14 protein-coding genes are annotated in these 18491 nt (G+C 43.6%); all 14 read right to left on the reverse strand.

Annotated features, from left to right (window positions below):
* Positions 1-113 precede the first annotated feature (113 nt).
* Positions 114-1139 carry a UDP-glucose 4-epimerase GalE gene (gene galE, locus SBG_RS09830; RefSeq protein ID WP_000996553.1) on the reverse strand — a complete coding sequence of 342 codons (1026 nt, stop codon included), beginning with the start codon at positions 1137-1139 and terminating at the stop codon, positions 114-116.
* A 104-nt stretch (positions 1140-1243) separates the two neighbouring features.
* Positions 1244-2320, reverse strand: coding sequence for a glycosyltransferase (locus SBG_RS09835; protein WP_000811990.1), 1077 nt, complete (start codon positions 2318-2320; stop codon positions 1244-1246).
* Positions 2298-3398, reverse strand: coding sequence for a glycosyltransferase (locus tag SBG_RS09840; protein WP_000789023.1), 1101 nt, complete (start codon positions 3396-3398; stop codon positions 2298-2300). The genes SBG_RS09835 and SBG_RS09840 overlap by 23 nt, the downstream gene beginning before the upstream one ends.
* Positions 3395-4489, reverse strand: a complete 1095-nt coding sequence (locus tag SBG_RS09845) for a glycosyltransferase family 4 protein (protein WP_000754812.1) — start codon at positions 4487-4489, stop codon at positions 3395-3397. Before SBG_RS09845 ends, SBG_RS09840 begins: the two co-directional genes overlap by 4 nt.
* Before the next feature lie 874 nt (positions 4490-5363).
* Entirely contained in the window at positions 5364-6176 is an 813-nt protein-coding gene (locus tag SBG_RS09850; RefSeq protein ID WP_000589499.1) for a glycosyltransferase family A protein, read from the reverse strand.
* Entirely contained in the window at positions 6169-7425 is a 1257-nt protein-coding gene (locus SBG_RS09855; RefSeq protein WP_000555727.1) for an MATE family efflux transporter, read from the reverse strand. The genes SBG_RS09850 and SBG_RS09855 overlap by 8 nt, the downstream gene beginning before the upstream one ends.
* 407 nt (positions 7426-7832) lie before the next feature.
* Positions 7833-8726, reverse strand: a complete 894-nt coding sequence (gene galF / locus SBG_RS09860) for a GalU regulator GalF (RefSeq protein WP_000183087.1) — start codon at positions 8724-8726, stop codon at positions 7833-7835.
* A gap of 225 nt (positions 8727-8951) precedes the next feature.
* Entirely contained in the window at positions 8952-9947 is a 996-nt protein-coding gene (locus SBG_RS09865) for an NAD-dependent epimerase/dehydratase family protein (protein ID WP_000999480.1), read from the reverse strand.
* Positions 9948-10098: 151 nt separating this feature from the next.
* Positions 10099-11502, reverse strand: coding sequence for a colanic acid biosynthesis protein WcaM (gene wcaM, locus SBG_RS09870; RefSeq protein WP_001111210.1), 1404 nt, complete (start codon positions 11500-11502; stop codon positions 10099-10101).
* Positions 11503-11512: 10 nt separating this feature from the next.
* Entirely contained in the window at positions 11513-12733 is a 1221-nt protein-coding gene (wcaL, locus tag SBG_RS09875) for a colanic acid biosynthesis glycosyltransferase WcaL (protein ID WP_000868496.1), read from the reverse strand.
* Positions 12730-14010, reverse strand: a complete 1281-nt coding sequence (gene wcaK / locus SBG_RS09880; RefSeq protein ID WP_024135060.1) for a colanic acid biosynthesis pyruvyl transferase WcaK — start codon at positions 14008-14010, stop codon at positions 12730-12732. Before wcaK ends, wcaL begins: the two co-directional genes overlap by 4 nt.
* A gap of 61 nt (positions 14011-14071) precedes the next feature.
* On the reverse strand, positions 14072-15550 hold the full coding sequence (gene wzxC / locus SBG_RS09885) for a colanic acid undecaprenyl disphosphate flippase WzxC (RefSeq protein ID WP_000058694.1): 1479 nt from the start codon (positions 15548-15550) through the stop codon (positions 14072-14074).
* Between the two features lie 101 nt (positions 15551-15651).
* Positions 15652-17046: an undecaprenyl-phosphate glucose phosphotransferase gene (gene wcaJ, locus SBG_RS09890; protein ID WP_000183152.1), complete on the reverse strand. Its 1395-nt coding sequence runs from the start codon at positions 17044-17046 to the stop codon at positions 15652-15654.
* Positions 17047-17100: 54 nt separating this feature from the next.
* Positions 17101-18471 (reverse strand): colanic acid biosynthesis phosphomannomutase CpsG, encoded by a 1371-nt coding sequence (cpsG, locus tag SBG_RS09895; RefSeq protein ID WP_001038235.1) that lies wholly within the window; start codon positions 18469-18471, stop codon positions 17101-17103.
* Positions 18472-18491 lie beyond the last annotated feature (20 nt).

The following is an 18491-nucleotide window of genomic DNA, read 5'->3' on the forward strand; positions in this document are numbered from 1 at the left end:
TTTACTCCTGTCAGGTGTGGTCACCGCGCGACGAGGGCACGGCTTGAAATGTGGTCTAGATGTTAACTCAGGATACATAAAATGGATAATTTATACTATTGCGAAAAACTCCTTTAGCTATCAGGCTTTTTATAGCCATTTGGGTTCTTTTGTTGCCAATTCCATGCATCTCGAATCATATCTTCCAATCCACGCTGCGCTTTCCATCCAAGCTCTTTTTGCGCTTTAGTAGGATCAGACCAACACTCTGCAATATCACCTGGGCGCCGTTCACTTAAAATATAAGGAACAGCATAAGAGGTCACACGTTCAAAAGCATTTAAAACCTCCAGAACTGAATATCCTGTTCCCGTCCCGAGATTATAGACTTTATGGTTTGGCCCCTCGTTTCTGCGCTCTAAAGCTGCAACATGACCTTCGGCAAGATCCATCACATGAATATAATCACGAATCCCAGTTCCGTCTTTTGTTGGATAGTCACTTCCCAAAACAGACAGTTGCTTATGTTTTCCGATAGCAACCTGACAGATATAAGGCATTAAGTTGTTCGGAATACCATTAGGGTCTTCACCAATTTCTCCAGACGGATGTGCGCCGACAGGATTAAAATATCTCAAAATCGTAGTTCTGAATTCAGGATACACTGCGGTTACATCATCCAATATTTGTTCGACCATAAGTTTGGTAGTTCCATAAGGATTTGTAGTTCCCCCTATTCTAGAACATTCTTCAAGAGGAATTTTTTCTGGATTGCCATAAACAGTAGCAGAAGAACTAAAGATCAAATGATGTATATTATGCTGAATCATTTCACTTATTAAATTAAGCGTTCCTGACACATTATTATCATAGTATTTTATGGGCAGTACCACAGATTCACCAACAGATTTCAAGCCAGCAAAGTGAATGACACTTTCAATATTATTGCTGCTAAAAACACTATGTAAAAAATGTTTATCCCTTATATCACCAACATAAAAATCTATAACTTCCCCTGCTAATTTTTGCAACCTCAGAACTGAATCAAAGTGAGAAGTAGTTAAATTATCAACTATTATCACTTGGTACCCGGCTTCGAGTAACGCTAATGTCGTATGTGAACCTATATAACCAGCTCCACCTGTAACTAAAATAGCCATAAGCCCCCCTAACTTTCATCAAAATCAATTAAACACTGAGATCAAGCTAGCTATTATTAAATAACAATAAACTTGGAGAAATAATTAATGGATTTTATAAAATTTCAACGCAAACTTTGTATTAAATTCAAATACAGATTTTTATTATTAGTAATTTCAAATTGTTCACTAATATCTTTTGCAGCTTTATAGTAATTTGTATAATCATTTAAAATAATTTGTAGTTTTTCCGTAAGATCCGTTAACTCATTGTTGAATAATAGACCATTCTTATATCCCTCTGAATTCGATATTAATAGTTCACCACAACCACCAACATTGCTAAGCAGTAAGGGTAAGTTAGCCGTAGCAGCTTCAACCGCTGACATCGGTAATCCTTCACTATCTGATGATAAAACAAAAAGATCATATTCTTTAAAGTTAATAAAATTTCTTATTTCACCAAGAAAAAAAATATTTTTTACATATTTATAGCTATTTTTTAACTCGGATAAAAGAGGCCCGTCACCAATAAAATAAAAATTAACGTCAGGAAAGTTCAATGCGACCTCTGCTAATAAGTCTGGCCGTTTAGGATGAATCATTCGACCTAAAAACAAAATCCTTTTAACATCATTAACGAATTGTTTCTTTTCACAAGGTTTAGCACCATTTCGAATAACTATAGTTTTAGTTGGACTGATACCTATCAAATTAATTGCTTTATATTGATCATTATTAGAAACACATAATATTTTATCTGTAAAGACAGATAAAATTTTTTCTATAAAACAAAAAACGAATTTTAGACGCCCTCCATTATATAAACAAGACCATCCATGGGAAACATATATATGTTTATGTTGAAATATCAACTTAGCAATGCGTGAGTATAATCCTGCAGAAGCAGAATTAGAAATAACGAAGTGGGCATTGAATTTCTTCAAGGCAGACCGAATTTTAAAGATAGTATCAGGCCTTCTCATACTTGCAAGACCAGGAATAATAACAACCCTTTTTGGGTCAAAGAAACCAGTCAACCATCCGTAATCTGACGTTACTAAAAAAATATTATATTCTGATTCTAGAATTTCTTTTAAATGTAAAACCCAAGTTTGGGCTCCTCCGATTTCAGATTTACTTATAATAATTACAATATTTTTCGGCACCAGCTTTAAGTCATTTCTTGTTAGCTGTTTCATAAAATTCCAACCATTTATTTGAAATAGTATCTAAAGAGTAATGTGTCTCAATTCTTTCTCTTGCAGTTATCCCTAAACGCTTTCTCTTAGTTTTTGTAAGTTCTAATGCTGATAAAATCGTTTCAGATAACGCATCTGGGTTATTAGTTGGCACAATAAACCCCGCATTACCAACTATCTCTTTTACCCCTCCACAATCTGTTGCCACTACTAAACCTTCACAACTCATTGCTTCACAGATAACCAGAGGCATTCCTTCCCAAGAAGATGACATAACATATAAATCCATGGCCGACATCCATTCTTTTACATCAAAGCGAATGCCGAGCCAATGTATATACTGTGATACACCTATTTGTTCAGCATATGATAATAATTGTTGCTCATCAGGGCCAGTTCCAATTATTGCAAGATGTACCACTTTCACAGCGATTACTCTCTGCAATGCATTCAACATATTTTTATAATTCTTAGCTTCTGTTAAACGCCCAACAGCCAGCATTAGCACATCTTCTTCCTTTAATTTTAACTCTCTTCTTTTATTAATTCTTGATTCGAGAGAATATTTGAACAGATTTGTATCAATACCATTATAAAATGCAACCATCCGTCCTTTTTTCACTGCGCCTTTATTTATAAAGCTTTCAACCGCCTCGTTGCTAACATTTGTTGAAAAAGTGGTTAAAAAGTCAGTAACTCTATACAGGCACATCCTCAACCTACCACCTTCATTAGTATTATGTGCGGTGCTAATCAGAACAGGAAAAGGGCAAAGTAATCGCAATATTCGGGAAAAAATATTAGCATGAAACATATGGCTATGAACTATTTGAGGTTTAAACTCTTTTAAAATCTTTCTAGCCTGAAAAATACACCTACAAAAGCTAACTATATTTTTCTTTAAATCTAGTACATGAATATTTATATCATCATTTACAGGATTATTGATAACAGAATTATTCAAACACAATATAATAACTTTATGGCCCTCTTTATAAAAGCTATCTGCTAAGTCACATACTTGTTTCTCAGCCCCCCCCATTCCTAAACTAGTAGTCACCAGACAAATATTTTTCATTGTGCTCCTTTCTTTTTTAACAAATCAATCCATACAGGACCAATAATATCAATACAAAATTTCTCTGAATTTCTATAAGAATTTTCACGGATTTTGCAGTAGAACTCATGATCATTATCGAATAAATTAATAATATGTATTAATTTCTTTTCAAACGCAAAATGATCTTGATCTTCAATCACCCATCCAGTGCTATTATTATCTATAAGTTCGGCAGGCCCTGTCTCACAATCAAATGATAATATGGGAAGTCCATACTCTTGCGCTTCTAGCAGAACCATCGGGAAGCCTTCATATCGAGAAGTCATTAAATATAATGACGCTTCTTTATATATCTTATCGATATCTTTTGTCGCGGGCAAAATATCTATATTTTTTATGCCATAATTTTGGCATAGTTGTTTAAGATATAGTTCATCCTCTCCATTCCCGACAATTTTCAACACCCACTCTTTATTATGTGGATAAGTTTGCGCCCAGATTTTAATTAAAGAATCGAATCCTTTCTGATGAGTTAATCTACCTATAGCCAAAGCAATTCGAGGTGATGAAGAAAAATCCAGATTATTATTAACAAATGGTACAGGATTATAAATCCTTTTTATAGTTGCTCTGCACTTTAAATTAGCTTCCCAATACATTTTATCTCGTTCGGTAAGTGTAATTACCGTATCGCAATATCGAGCAGCTAGATATCTTGCCAAACTTCTCGATTTTTTATTTAAGTTTATCTTATAGTTAAAATGCTCCCAACAAATATTTTGAATATTTAAATTAGCAGTAGCAGGGATGGAATAAAGAGAGAGCATTGATTCAACGGAAATCAATGATTCGATATTGTTTTGCTTTATAAATCGCCTCAACTTAATAATAACAAAAGGAAAATTTACCATTCCTCTTCGTTGGGTTTCAAATAAAGTATTTCTTTTTACTTTTAGATCTAAAGGAAAATAAGATTTATTTGTACCATATATACTTGTTATATGAATTTCAAAATCGAATTGTGCGAGGTAATTGGCAATAATGCAGGTTACTCTCTCCGTACCTCCCGACCTACTTATATCACCTACAAAGAAACAAACTTTTTTCACAGATAATCCTTTTATAATATTATCTTATACTCACTATACTACTTTAGATGATAATCTCGAATAGTAGTAGATAGTTGGAAAAATCGCAAAGCCAAATCGAACCATAACAGTATTCATAACATTTGCTTTAATACAATATTTGGATGTTATGTCTGGCAATATTAGTATTAATGTAAAGCATAATAGTTATATTCTCATCACTATTGGTACGTTCATGAAGGTTATGACCAAGATTGTGTTATATACCAGAACACCACTTATCAAAAAGGTTATTAATGGGCATTGTTCTTTTTTAATCTATAATAGTTTGAATTTAAAATCTTTTAACAACCAAATAAAAATATTATTTATGTAAAGCCTCTTCTCTAAGCAAAATAAAAACATTTTATATCCAATAAGTCAATAAGAATAAAGTTAATATTACATGTGCTCTTTATAAAATCAATAAAACATAAAACTATCGCTTAAAAGACTGAAACAATAAATTAAAACTAAAACAAATAAGAATCTTCATGAGAATAAAAAATCATAAATTTGAGGAATGTATTACCCCGTCTTGTTTAATCTTAATAACTCATTATATACAGTCACCTAAACATATCTATCCCCGTAAACGCTTATTACATAGAGAGAAACTATAGTCTTTATCGTGAGGATAAGGGCTGGACTGAAAAATCTGCTTTGCTTAGTCTCTTATTACAAATAACTTATAATTACTACGAAGAAAGATCGCAAGATTATAAAATTGCCTATCTTCTTTTGAAGGTTTGATATAATATTTTATATTTTTGACATGGCATTTTTAATGCCTTATAAATAATTAAATTTTTATAACCATAAAATAACTTAATAGCAAGACTCAACTATAACAATATTAATTTCCCCTAAACAGGAAACTACAATATATAGCTTGCATATAGCGTAAAATAGTCTTGATCAATCCCAATGGATTTTTAAGTAAATACTTTAACGGAATATTTTTTAACATACTCTTTCTTGCCAAAAGATGGCCCTTATAATGTTTCCTGAAAGAACTTTTGCTAAGTCGATTATGAGAATCGTCATCATAAAAAACCCTGACAATTTTATTTACATAAAAGAAATTGTATTTTTTAGAAATTAAGCTATAAAGCCATATTTCAGGAATAAATTTCATCCCTTCTTCAATAGGATAATAATAATTTTTTAACATTGATGTTTTAAAAATGTCAATTCGCTCTTGATATATACCACTAGCAAACTCCTCGAACCATGAACATATTCTGTCAGAATCTGATGAAAAATTATTATCGCTATCATGTGAACCGGGAATTTTTTTTGATAGACATCTTAGACCGATAACGCTTTCATTTGATGATATTATATCCACATCGTTAATAACAGCATCGAGGCAATCTTCATTTAATGCGTCATCTGAATCAAGCCCTATAAAATATTGCCCTCTGGCTTTCTCAAGCGCTAAATTCCAGGCAGCCTGCTTTCCTGCATTCTCTTGATATATGTACAAAATATCAATTTTCTTTTCGCTAATGAATTTATATATTAATTCTTTAGTTCCATCGTTAGAACCATCATCTATAACCAGCCATTCTAGTGACTCGAAGTTTTGACTTACAATACTTCTATAACATCTTTCAAGGTAATTCTTCCTATTATATGTAGGTGTAAATATTGTAAATTTAATCATTTTTGCAATCTTTTAATCCACGTCTAAATAAAACAAATGTAATTACTGACATAGTCAAATAATTAATATTAAAAACCATAGTTACATTAGATTTTGAAAGCAAGTCGAACCAAATGTAATACATCGCACAGGAGAAAAACATCATTGAAATCCATTTAGTTAGTATCGCTTTATTATTCCTATACTTGTAAAACACCTGCATAAGAATGGTATCTACTGCATAAAATAATAATGAAGGTAATAACGAGATAGCCAACGTAGCTGCTTGAATATATGAATCCCCATATACTATGGTAATAATACTTTTCAAAAAAAACAAGCAAAAGACCTGCATCATAAAAACAAGCATAATGAGCAATAAAGATATAAGCTTTATATTTTTCAACATTGTTTTTTTTGGCATTGATTGAAAAATATATTTTGGGGAAATTGTCTGAATCACTATAACTAATAATAAAAATGCCTGTTCAATAAACTGAACAGCAACGCCATACATAGCTAACGTCTCATAAGAGAAGTACTTTTCAACAAAAAACCTGTCAATTCTAAGATAAATCATCATACTAATTAGAGGGACCCATAATAAACACCCTCTTTTTAATACTATTAAAAATACTTTTTTTGAAAAATTCAGCCTTATTTTACTTTTATATAAAAGCAATGATAGTATTAGAGCCAAAAGAATAGATTCACTGGCTCTTGAAAAATAAATGAGATTACTTTCGAAAATTTTAAATGCGACCAAAACAAATATTGTACGCAATGCTAGTGATAAGCAGCGAGCCAGAACTACTTTTTTCATGTCTATTTTTGCTTGAAAATAGTTAGTTATCGCACCGAAAGGCTCATTGAATAAAAGCACTAACGAAAGAGAAAGAAGCATATGTTGTATCACTAAATCATTTACTAACACAAGAGAGTATATATTCAAAACCAAAAATGATAGTAATGCGCCTGAGAATCTAATTATGAAAGCTGAAGTTATTAATTCCCCTGCTAATTTTTTATTCTTGCTCAAAGCCGGCACCATGACCTCACTTCCAGCAATTAGTGCAACTGAGGATATAATAATTATTATGTTCAAGGAATAAATCCACTTACCATAATCATTCACTCCAAGTGTACGACTTATAAGCCCCTCGCCAAAAAAAATAAGAATAACGAAATATAGCTTCTCACTTATAAGCCACAAGATATTCTTAACAATAGCATTGTCTAATAATTTTTTCATTTTTAATTTACTATGCATTAATTTCTCTTGCTAATTTAAGAAGCACCATTGACGATTTAAATTTTCATACTTATTGAAACTTTCAACGAATGTATTTAATAAAGTCATTATAGTATTATAATTGTTAACTAAACAAACAACGCTACCGCCCCTGGCTTTATAGCTACCAGTGCACTGCGTTGTTTCGTTAGTATATGTTGATAGTTCTAATTATAGATTTCTAATTGTCTTACCATTTCAAACCAAAAACAAGAAAAAATCTTGCAACAAGCAATCTAAATTTAAGGTGTAAATATGATCTTCTCGAGTTATTTTACTGTGTTTATTGAGATGGCAGTAAACATTCCTGCCGCTATAACAGCAAGCCGCGAATATTTACTGCCATTGGGGATTTAAGCCAAGCTAACTGATGTTGCTAAAGGATTTTACTCAGTAAGCAATTGCTCTATGCTCTTACGGAACTTCGCCCCTTCTTTCAGGTTACGCAGCCCATACTTCACAAATGCCTGCATATAGCCCATTTTTTTACCGCAGTCATAGCTGTCGCCCGTCATCAGCATCGCGTCAACCGACTGTTTTTTCGCCAGCTCAGCAATGGCATCGGTGAGCTGGATACGCCCCCAGGCGCCGGGTTCGGTTCTTTCCAGTTCTGCCCAGATGTCATCTGAAAGCACATAACGACCTACCGCCATCAGATCGGAATCTAAAGTCTGCGGCTGATCCGGTTTTTCGATAAATTCGACAATCCGGCTCACTTTGCCTTCATTATCCAGCGGCTCTTTGGTCTGGATAACAGAATACTCCGATAAATCGCCTTTCATGCGCTTCGCCAGCACCTGGCTGCGGCCCGTTTCGTTGAAACGCGCTACCATCGCCGCGAGGTTATAGCGCAGCGGATCGGCAGTAGCATCATCAATAATGATATCAGGAAGGACCACGACAAAAGGGTTATCACCCACCACCGGACGCGCGCACAAAATAGAGTGCCCAAGCCCCAATGGCTGCGCCTGACGAACGTTCATGATAGTCACGCCCGGCGGGCAGATAGATTGCACTTCCGCCAGAAGCTGGCGCTTAACGCGCTGCTCAAGAAGCGATTCAAGTTCATAAGAGGTATCGAAGTGGTTCTCAACGGCATTTTTAGATGCGTGAGTCACCAAAACGATTTCTTTGATCCCTGCAGCCACAATCTCATCAACAATGTACTGAATCATCGGTTTGTCGACGATCGGTAGCATCTCTTTTGGGATTGCCTTGGTGGCAGGCAACATGTGCATACCCAACCCCGCTACCGGTATAACTGCTTTCAAATTAGTCATTATCTCTCCTACCTCTAAATGGCTGATAAAGTATAGACTTTCGCCGCGTGTTAGCCAGTTTATATAAACCTCACCCCAACTTACTGTAATAACTGCAGTTATGTTGCGGTAAACCATTTACTAACACTACACTTCATCAGCTATGCGGGTATTCAGATTACTCGGAATTGAGTGCATCAATATACCCAAGTATGGCACGCGGTACATCATGGCAACATAGCAGCATTACTCGGAAACGAATGTAATGTCATCTTGCTTTGCATGAACAAACTCATATTGCAGCGTACGATCCAACCCCTGAGATAAGGTATATGGCGCAGTAAAACCAGAAGAATGCACTTTCGTGGCGTCAAACTGCGTAGTCGCACAGAATTTTTTAACACGAACTGAACTCACAGCGTACTTCTTGCCCGTCACTTTGCTCAGGATATCGAAACAGTAGCCCCCCATCATCCCTAATGAATATGGAAGGTGTATTGATGGGATTTTTTTGCCCAAACTCTGTTCTACCTCGGCAACCAGTTGATTCATATTCAGATCAGGTTTATCAACATAGTTATAAACTTCGTAGCCCGCCGTGACGTTCTTGAGTTTGAATTTGATGAACTCAACAATATTTCCAACATAAGCCATTGATTTATAGTTTGTTCCTGGACCAACCATCGCAAATTTACCACCAGCGATCTGTTTCAAGAGATTGTAGACATTACCGCGGTTACGCTCCCCGAAAATAACGGTAGGACGAATTATGGTCAAAGAACGCTCATCCGGATCTTTAGCATGCCATTCACGCAAAACTTCTTCTGCTTGCCATTTACTTTTTCCGTAATGATTAAAAGGATCGTGAGGGTGCGTTTCGTCAGGATTTTGCTTGTTGAGGCCATAGACTGCAACAGAACTGGTGAAGATGATGTTTTTTACGCCATTTTTTTCCATCGCCGCCAGTACGTTACGTGTCCCCTGAACGTTGACATCATAATAAAGCGAGGTAGGACTAACGTCATCACGATGCTCTGCAGCCAATAGTACCACGGTATCAAAACCCGCCAGCGTCTGATCAAGGATTTGTTGGTCACGAACATCGCCAATCCGGGTAATCTCTGGATAAAAATGGCTTTGCTGTTTATCCAGATTCTTGATATTAAAATCATCCACAGCCGTTTCAAGGAGTCGGGTTCCTACGAATCCGGAAGCGCCAATGAGCAAAACGTTATCGTTCATAAATCACTTAGTCTGGTTGAAACACAAGAAAATAAGATAAAGATGAGTATCTTCCCTGAGTAGTCAACGCTGCTCAGTCCCAGCTTTAACGGTATCGGATGATTATAATCTTTTACTGGATGATATCCAGTAAGATTGTGCCGCCTGGATTTTACCCTTCCCGCTTCGGCAGCGAAAAATTCACTGCTTCAACATTCACGGTCTGGTGATTAATCCTGTCTATATCTACCGAACTCTGCCCGTTTTCATTGATGGCATAAACATTAGCGAGGGAAAGCAGCGTGTCCTGGCGGGCCATAAATTGACCACGGACATCTTTACGCAAATCGAAGTGCATTTTTAGCGCCGGCCCAATCGCTGAGCTTTGCATCACATTGATATTACGCAGGAAAAGATGCTGCGGTTGATTATGCAGCTCCAGTGTGGCATGCGTCACCCGCACGTTAGTGATAGCGACAAACGAAGGAGCGTTGCCAGAGGAGATTTGGATGCCGCGTAATTTATAAACAAGCTGGCTATTATCCAACCGAACCGCATTTAATTTAAAGTTTTGCGGAATAGACAGATACTTTCCTTTTACCACACCATAGCCAATAAGCATCCCTGCACTATTCGTCATATCAATATTATCAATGATGAAATTATCACAGCCATAAATTGCTATCGTTGCGTTATCAATTCCCGCTTTTTTACTAAAATCAGGCGTGATGTTTTTGGCTTTCACGTTGCGAATGACAAAATGTTTGCCATTTTCTACATGTACCAACTGTCGGCAATCAGATCCGGTAATATTGGCTACCACAAAGTTTTTTACCGCCTGATCTTCGGGATAGCTATTGTCATAGGTGCTGCCCGCCAGACCAATACCGATCCCCCAGTTGATTTTGCCATTGGTACAATCAATGCGTTCGATGACGTGATCGGAAATCAGGATGTTGCGGTCGTTAATCGCGACATTCCACTCAATGGCGTCTCCCTGCAGGTCGCTAAAACGGCTATGCGTAATCCGCGCCCCATCCATTTGGTTATGGAAACCCTGCCGCAGAATGGCGTAGTTGGCGTGGGTAACGGTGATATCATCAATGATCAGATTGCGCATTACTGTCGGTTCTTTACCGCCAATGAAAATTTGCGCGACAGGGCCAAAACCACGCATCGTCACGCCTTTAATTACACAGTCCGATCCGCGTACATCCAGCGTCACATTGTACAGGTTACCGCCCTGCTCTCCCACGACCTGGCACCCGTCCTGCAGAATGAACCTTCCCCGACCATTGCCGTGTACCGCGCCCTGTACACGCAACGTTTTTCCTGGCGGAATCGTTATTGCGGCATTGATATTTTCACATACCCACCCCGGCGGTACGATCACAGTGTTCCCGTCAGCGAATGCCTGTCTGAACGAGGCAATACTATCATCTGCCGGGTAATCTGTTATATCGACAGTCTGACGAGGTTCACGCGCCTGTACTGGTAATATGTGCAGAAAAGGTAGAGCGGCAAGCGCGGAACCTGCCGTCAGGAGCGTACGTCGGGAAAGTTTATTCGCTGGCATACCACCTCGTTTACATCGTTTGCAGCAGGCTGGCTAACTGCCGATTAATCACCTGCTGGTTAAAATCTTGCGCCACTTTTTCACGGGCGCGCTGCACTACCGGTTTCAGTGTGTCGTGGTCGATCCGGCTGAAAATTTCAAGTCGGGCCGCCAGCGCCTGCGCATCGTTTTCCGGCACCAGCCAGCCGGATTTCCCGGCCTCTACCAGTTCCGGAATACCACTATGCACAGTAGATACCACGGGGAGCCCCACCGCCATTGCCTCCATCAGTGCGACCGGAATACCTTCCATGTCGCCATCGGCGCCGGTAATAGAGGGCAGCAGAAAAACATCCGCCTTATCCAGCATCGCTTTCACATCATGGCTGGGTTTAAAGCCTGGCATCTCTATGACATCATCAAGTTGATACTGCTCTATGAGCGTGCGCAGCCGCCGTTCCCATGGGCCGATGCCCAGAATGCGGTAACGAAACGCCACTCCCTGCTCCTTCAACTGACGGCAGGCCTCAATCGCCACATGCAGCCCTTTTTTCTCCGTCAGACGAGCAACAGAGATAATCTGCAGCGGCGTAGCGGGCGCTTTCACCGGACGATGGGTAAAACGCGTCATGTCGACGCCCATTCGTGAAACGGCTATCTTCTCCGGTGGACAGCCCATGTTTTTCAGCCGTTCGGCCCAAAGATCGCTGACAGGCAGCATCAGATCGCCACGGTGGAATAAATGCTGATATTCAGGTGTGTAATGGTTGAGTACCTCCCGGCTGGAGATATCAATCCCGTGGAAAATGGTCGCGATCTTGCCACGAATCACGCCCAGTTCACGCAGCTTTGCCGCCGTTACGCCCGCCGGGCCAAAGTGGGCGATAAACACATCCGCCACAAACGGCGTGTTCACCTGCGCACAAATAGATGACAGGATCAGGTTGCGTGATTCATCGCCATAGCGCGAAAAATTAAGCGCTTTCCATGTTGCCGTCCGGTACAGCCCCGGCAATGTTTTAACTAGCCGATAGCGCAGTTTTGCCAGGCGGCCCTGTGGCTCATCCTGTAACCAGCAGGTTTTTGCCGCCAAATGATACTTTTCCCAGGCGGCGTGCGTGTTTTGCGTATCGCCTTTTTGCAGGGCGATGATTTCTACATCAAACCCCATATCAATAAACGCAGTGATCTGGTTGAGAACGAAGGTCTCCGAGGAAAGCGGAAATTTCAGTAAAAAGAAGCTGACCTTCATTGCGCCTCCCCGATACGGGCCAGTACCGACTCCACCATCCGCAGTCCCTGCTCGCGCTCACGGCGCACCGCCGCTGCCAGACGTTTATTGACCTGCGGTAACTGTCCCAGCGTATCAGCGACCATCGCGTTGAGGCTGCCATCCAGCAGATGGCGGATATCTATCGCCATCTCCGGCATTCCCAACTGTTGCATGATACCTGCGGACTTGTGTTCATAGTTGATAGCGATTGCCGGGGTGGCGAAATTCATTGAGATAATCGCCGAATGCAGACGGGTACCAACGGTCAGCACGCACGCGCCGAGGATTTTGCCCATTTCAAGATCGTTAAGCTCATCCATTACCACGTGATAGCGTGACAAGTCGCTGATGTGCTGGCGCAAATTCAGCGCCACCATCCGGTCATCCTTGTTGTAACTATCGATGCCGGTACAGGTTGAGAGCGCAACCACCTGGTAACCCTCTTCAATGATCCGATTCACCACGCCGGCGAAAGCTTTCTCATAAGCCGCCTGGGTGGTATTAAGACGCTTATCAAATGGCGCCAGCTCACGCAAAGTAATGGCGACGGTTTTCTGTCTGGCGGCAACATCCAGCCAGTGTTGCACGGCATAACCCGGCTCAAAATCCTCGGCATGGTGGTCCACCAGCCACGCGGTATCAACGCCGTGTTCAATCTTCGCTGTGGTGATGTTACTGCGTTTCATTAAATCCAGGCTCACCGACTCGCGCAGGATCAGTGCATCGCAATAACCAAACACGTAGTTAGCCAGTTGATTAAATTGCGGATCCTGAAACGGCCCGACACTATGACCAATCATGTACAACGGTTTTTTCGCCATAAAGGTACACAGTGCGTGCTCAAACTGCGGCACACCGTAGAGATCGACAAAAAACGAACCACCAACCTGAATAACGGCGTCATAGCCGGAGAGCAGCCGGACAAAGTCGGTGAACCCCTGCGCGATAGCGATATTACGCAGTTTGCCAGTGTCGGTTACCCGGGAAAGCAGCACCTGGTGTTGATAGCGACGACGAAGCACTTTTTTTACCCGCCCCATGACGCCGGCGGCGCTGTTATGCTGTTTCATCTGTAAAAAGAGCGGATCCCCCATCACAGGACGATTCAAAAGCCATGACGAACTCACCGGATAGCGACTCATCACATCCACCTGCGCCTCTGGCTGAAGGTAGTTAATCGCATCCAGCAAACCGCGTAAAATCGCGCTGTCGCCACGGTTGCCGCAGGTATGGTTGCCCAGGATTAATAATTTCATAAAGACCTCAAATCGTAGTCCGGAGCAGGCATAAGCCGCCATCCGGCAAAAATGGGGATATTCAGCCTGCCCGTAACAGGGTTTTCATTTTTTCGCTGCGACAAAATTGACGTTTCATCTCCACCACCAGCGGATGGCGGGAGACAATCATCATCACCATAAACGCCAGTACCCCGGCTGCAATTTGTGTTGCCAGCACGAGGCCAATCGAAAAGTGCCCACGCAATGCGATGCCCAGCCCGTAGCTCACCGCCAGCGTCGGCAAGGAGAGATAAAATGGCAGCCACAAACTCAGCATGTACTGACGATAGCTGGAGCCAAGAACGGGTTTAATCATCACGAAGTAGCTCAGAATCGTGTTGATGATTTGCACTGTCAGGAACCCCAACGTCACGCCAATCGCGCCCGCCAGATGACCGCCGATGAGAATCGCCGGGATAAACAGAAATGTTTTAAAGACATTGAACTTAAAGCTGATATCGACCCGCGCCTTCGCCATCAGTAGCGAACCAATCGGGTTGCCGACCGAGCGCAGCAGCCCCACGACACACAGCAATTGCAGGATCGGGATAATGCTGTGCCATTTTTCGCCGAACACCAGCGGCACAAAATTGTTGGCCACCACCATCAGCCCCAGCAGCGCGGGAAAATTAATGATGCCCACCACGGAAAGTAGCTTGTAGAAGTTAACACGCAGCTTCTCCGTGTCGTCCTGGATTTTGGCGAACGCCGGAAACAGTACACGGGTAATAATCGGGTTGAGCTTCATCGGCGGCACAACCGCCACGTTGTACGCAAGATTATACCCTCCGGCGACGCCCGCACCGAGAATCCGCGCCAGTACCAGCGTTGACAGATTAGTGTTGATGTAATTGACGATACTGTCCGCCGTCAGCCACGCACCAAAACGCAGGTTCGAGGACACCGACGCCAGCGAAAAGTGCAGCCCTGGACGGTAGATTTTGCGGCCAACGTAGCCGAACAACAGCGTACGCACCACACTGTTGACCAGGTAGCCGAGAATCGCGGTTAACGCCAGCGGCCAGTAATGGGCGCTAATCACTGTAAAGGTGAACCCTGCCAGGACGGAGATCGTTTCGATCATGCCGATCTTATTGAACTCCAGCTCTTTTTGCATCAGCGCGCGGAACTGCTGCCCATGGGGGATCACGATAAACGCCAGCGACAACGTTTTAATAAGCGGCGCAAGATCCGGATTGTGCAGGACGTCGGCGATGACATCGCTCAGCAGATACACCGTTACACACACCACGATTCCGAGGCCCACATTCAACCAGTACAAGGTGGTGAGCTCCAGATGGCTAATCGCTTTGCGCTGGATAATTGAGTTCGCTATCCCAAAATCTGAGAGCGTGTCGGCCAGCGCGATAATCACCAGCGAGACGGTCAACAAACCAAACTGGTGGTTATCAATCATACGCGCCAGCACCGTCATCTGAATCAACCCCAGGCTGATGATAATGACCGTAGCAATAGCCGACCACTTCGCACCGCTGATCGTTTTTTGTCGTAAACTCATTCTTTTCTCCAGAACCTGTTCACAAGGCGTCATTGGCGCAGCCAGATTGAGCACTGCCCTGGTTCAATATGGCAAATAAAATAGCCTTGTGAGTCAGGTTCTTAATACGCCGCTTTATTCACAAACCCTTTGAAAATCGTCAGAAAAACAATTTTGATGTCGAACCAGAGACTCCATTCGCGGATGTATTCCAGGTCGAACTCCACGCGTTTTTCCATTTTCTCCAGCGTATCGGTCTCACCACGCCAGCCGTTGATCTGCGCCCAGCCGGTAATGCCCGGCTTCATCTTGTGGCGCAACATATAGCCCTCAATCAGCTGACGATACTGTTCGTTATGCGCTACCGCGTGCGGACGTGGACCAACGATAGACATCCCGCCAGTGAGCACGTTAATAAACTGCGGTAGTTCATCCAGCGACGTACGGCGCAGAAAGTTGCCGACCTTCGTTACCCGCGGATCGTTTTGCGTTGCCTGGGTAACGACCTTGTCGTTCTCCATGACTTTCATGGAACGAAACTTCCAGACGCTGATCGGTTTGCCATCCATGCCGTAGCGCGTCTGACAAAAAATTACCGGACCGGGTGAACTCAGTTTGACCGCCAGCGCAATGCAGCACAGTACCGGCGAGATCAACAGCAAAATCAGCGACGCCAGTACAATATCCTCCGCCCGCTTCAGCAGGCGGTTAATTCCTGACAGCGGCGTGTCATACAGCGGCACAACCGGAACGCCGCTCACCTCCTCCACGCGCGAATGGAGAATGTTAAAGGTAAATACATCGGGAATAAGGATCACGGAGCAGGTAGTATCGGCCAGTTCGCGCACCAGTTTTTTTACTGTGGCGCCGTCGCTTATCGACATAGCGATATAAACATTATGAATACGCGACGCTTTCGCATCTTCAATTAACTGCCCGAAGTTTCCGGCCCAGTCAGAAGAGACGCCGCCCGGTTTAGGATCGTGATAGACGCCCACTACCTCGAAACCCAGCCACGGTTGGTGACGAAAACTGTCCAGCAGCGTCTGGCCTGCCGGCAAATCTCCGGCAACCGCAACCCGGCGTTTGTTATAGCCGCGATTGCGCAGCCATCCGGCGCCATAACGAATGAGTGAACGGCATAATACCAGGCCCACGCTGGACAGCGCATACCAGCTCAGCCAGATAGCGAGGCGGTTGTCGAAGTCATGATTAAACGCCACTAAGCCGGCGCTGAAGATCAGACTCAGAGTCCAGTTTTGTAGCAGCAGCGTTAACTCGGTCGATATTTTGACGCCGCGCCAGGAGCGATAAAAATCGGTCATCCCCCCCAGCATCTGAAAAACAACCAGCGTAATCAGCGCCACCAACAGGTGCATGTACAGGAATGGCAGTCCACTGATTTCACAGATGAACCACAGCCCGCCAAACATGATGGTGATATCTGAAAAGCGTTGCACCATAGAGATTAACGATGCATTGGTTTTGGCTCGTTCGCGCTTTTTTAGATTTGTCATCGTTGTTCCTGTGATTGGCCCCTCACCCCGCAGGCGGTAAGGGGAGATCTGACGTTACTGATTCAGCAGCGCCAGCAGAGTGCGTGTTCGCGCTTCCATCAGCGGAATATCGCCGCGTGATTCCACATTCAGGCGCACCACCGGTTCGGTGTTCGACGAACGCAGGTTGAAACGCCAGCCGTCGAACGACATGCTGAGGCCGTCCGTGCGGTCCACCGCCTGCGCCTCTTCCGCGAAGTACGCTTCCACCCGCGCAATGGCCTCCGCCGGCTCCGCCAGCCTGCTGTTGATTTCCCCGCTCGCCGGGTACGCCGCCATCCGGTCGCGGACCAGTTCACCCAGCGACTGCCCTTTCAGGCACACCAGCTCCGCCACCAGCAGCCACGGGATCATCCCGCTGTCGCAGTAGGCAAAATCACGAAAATAGTGATGCGCGCTCATTTCCCCGCCATAAATGGCATCCTCCGCACGCATCCGCTCCTTGATAAAGGCGTGCCCGGTTTTTGACATCACCGGTGTCCCGCCCGCTGCCGTCACCACAGCCTCCGTGTTCCAGGTCAGGCGCGGGTCGTGGATAATCTTCGCCCCCGGGTGTTTTTCGAGGAACGCTTCCGCCAGCAGGCCGACAATGTAGTACCCCTCAATGAACTGCCCTTTCTCATCGAACAGGAAGCAGCGGTCGAAGTCGCCGTCAAAGGCGATACCCATATCCGCGCCGTGTTCAATAACGGCATTGCGGGTGTCGTCCCGACACTCCGGCAGCAGCGGGTTGGGAATGCCGTTCGGGAAGGTCCCGTCCGGTGTGTTATGGATTTTGATAAACTCCACCGGCGCGCCCAGCGCCTTCAGCCGCGCTTCGATGGCGTCCACCACCGGCCCCGCCGCCCCGTTACCGGCATTCACCACCAGCTTCAGCGGGGTGAGATTGCTGACGCTGATATACCCCAGCAGATGGTCGATATAGGCGTCGCGCAGGCTGATTTGTCTGTAACTGCCGCGCGCGGCCTCGTTCACCGGCGGAAAGTCATCCGCTTCCGCCAGGCGCTGAACGTCACGCAGGCCGGTATCGCCGCTTATCGGGCGGGCGCCCTCGCGCACCAGCTTCATGCCGTTGTAGTCCATCGGGTTATGGCTGGCGGTCACTTCAATGCCGCCGTCCACGCCGAGGTGGAAAGTGGCGAAGTAAATTTCTTCGGTGCCGGACATGCCGATATCCAGCACGTCCACGCCCGCATCCTGCAACCCTTTTGCCAGCGCCAGCTTCAGGGACTCACTGGTCAGACGCACGTCGCCGCCCAGCACGATGGTTTTCGGTTTTAAATATTCGCCGTAGGCGCGGCCAATCCGCCACGCGATATCTTCATTGAGCTCTTCGCCCAGCCTGCCGCGAATATCGTAGGCTTTGAAACAGGTTAATTTATTCATCTTTTACCCTTTTTCAGGCA

The sequence above is a fragment of the Salmonella bongori NCTC 12419 genome (assembly GCF_000252995.1).
GTDB lineage: Bacteria > Pseudomonadota > Gammaproteobacteria > Enterobacterales > Enterobacteriaceae > Salmonella > Salmonella bongori.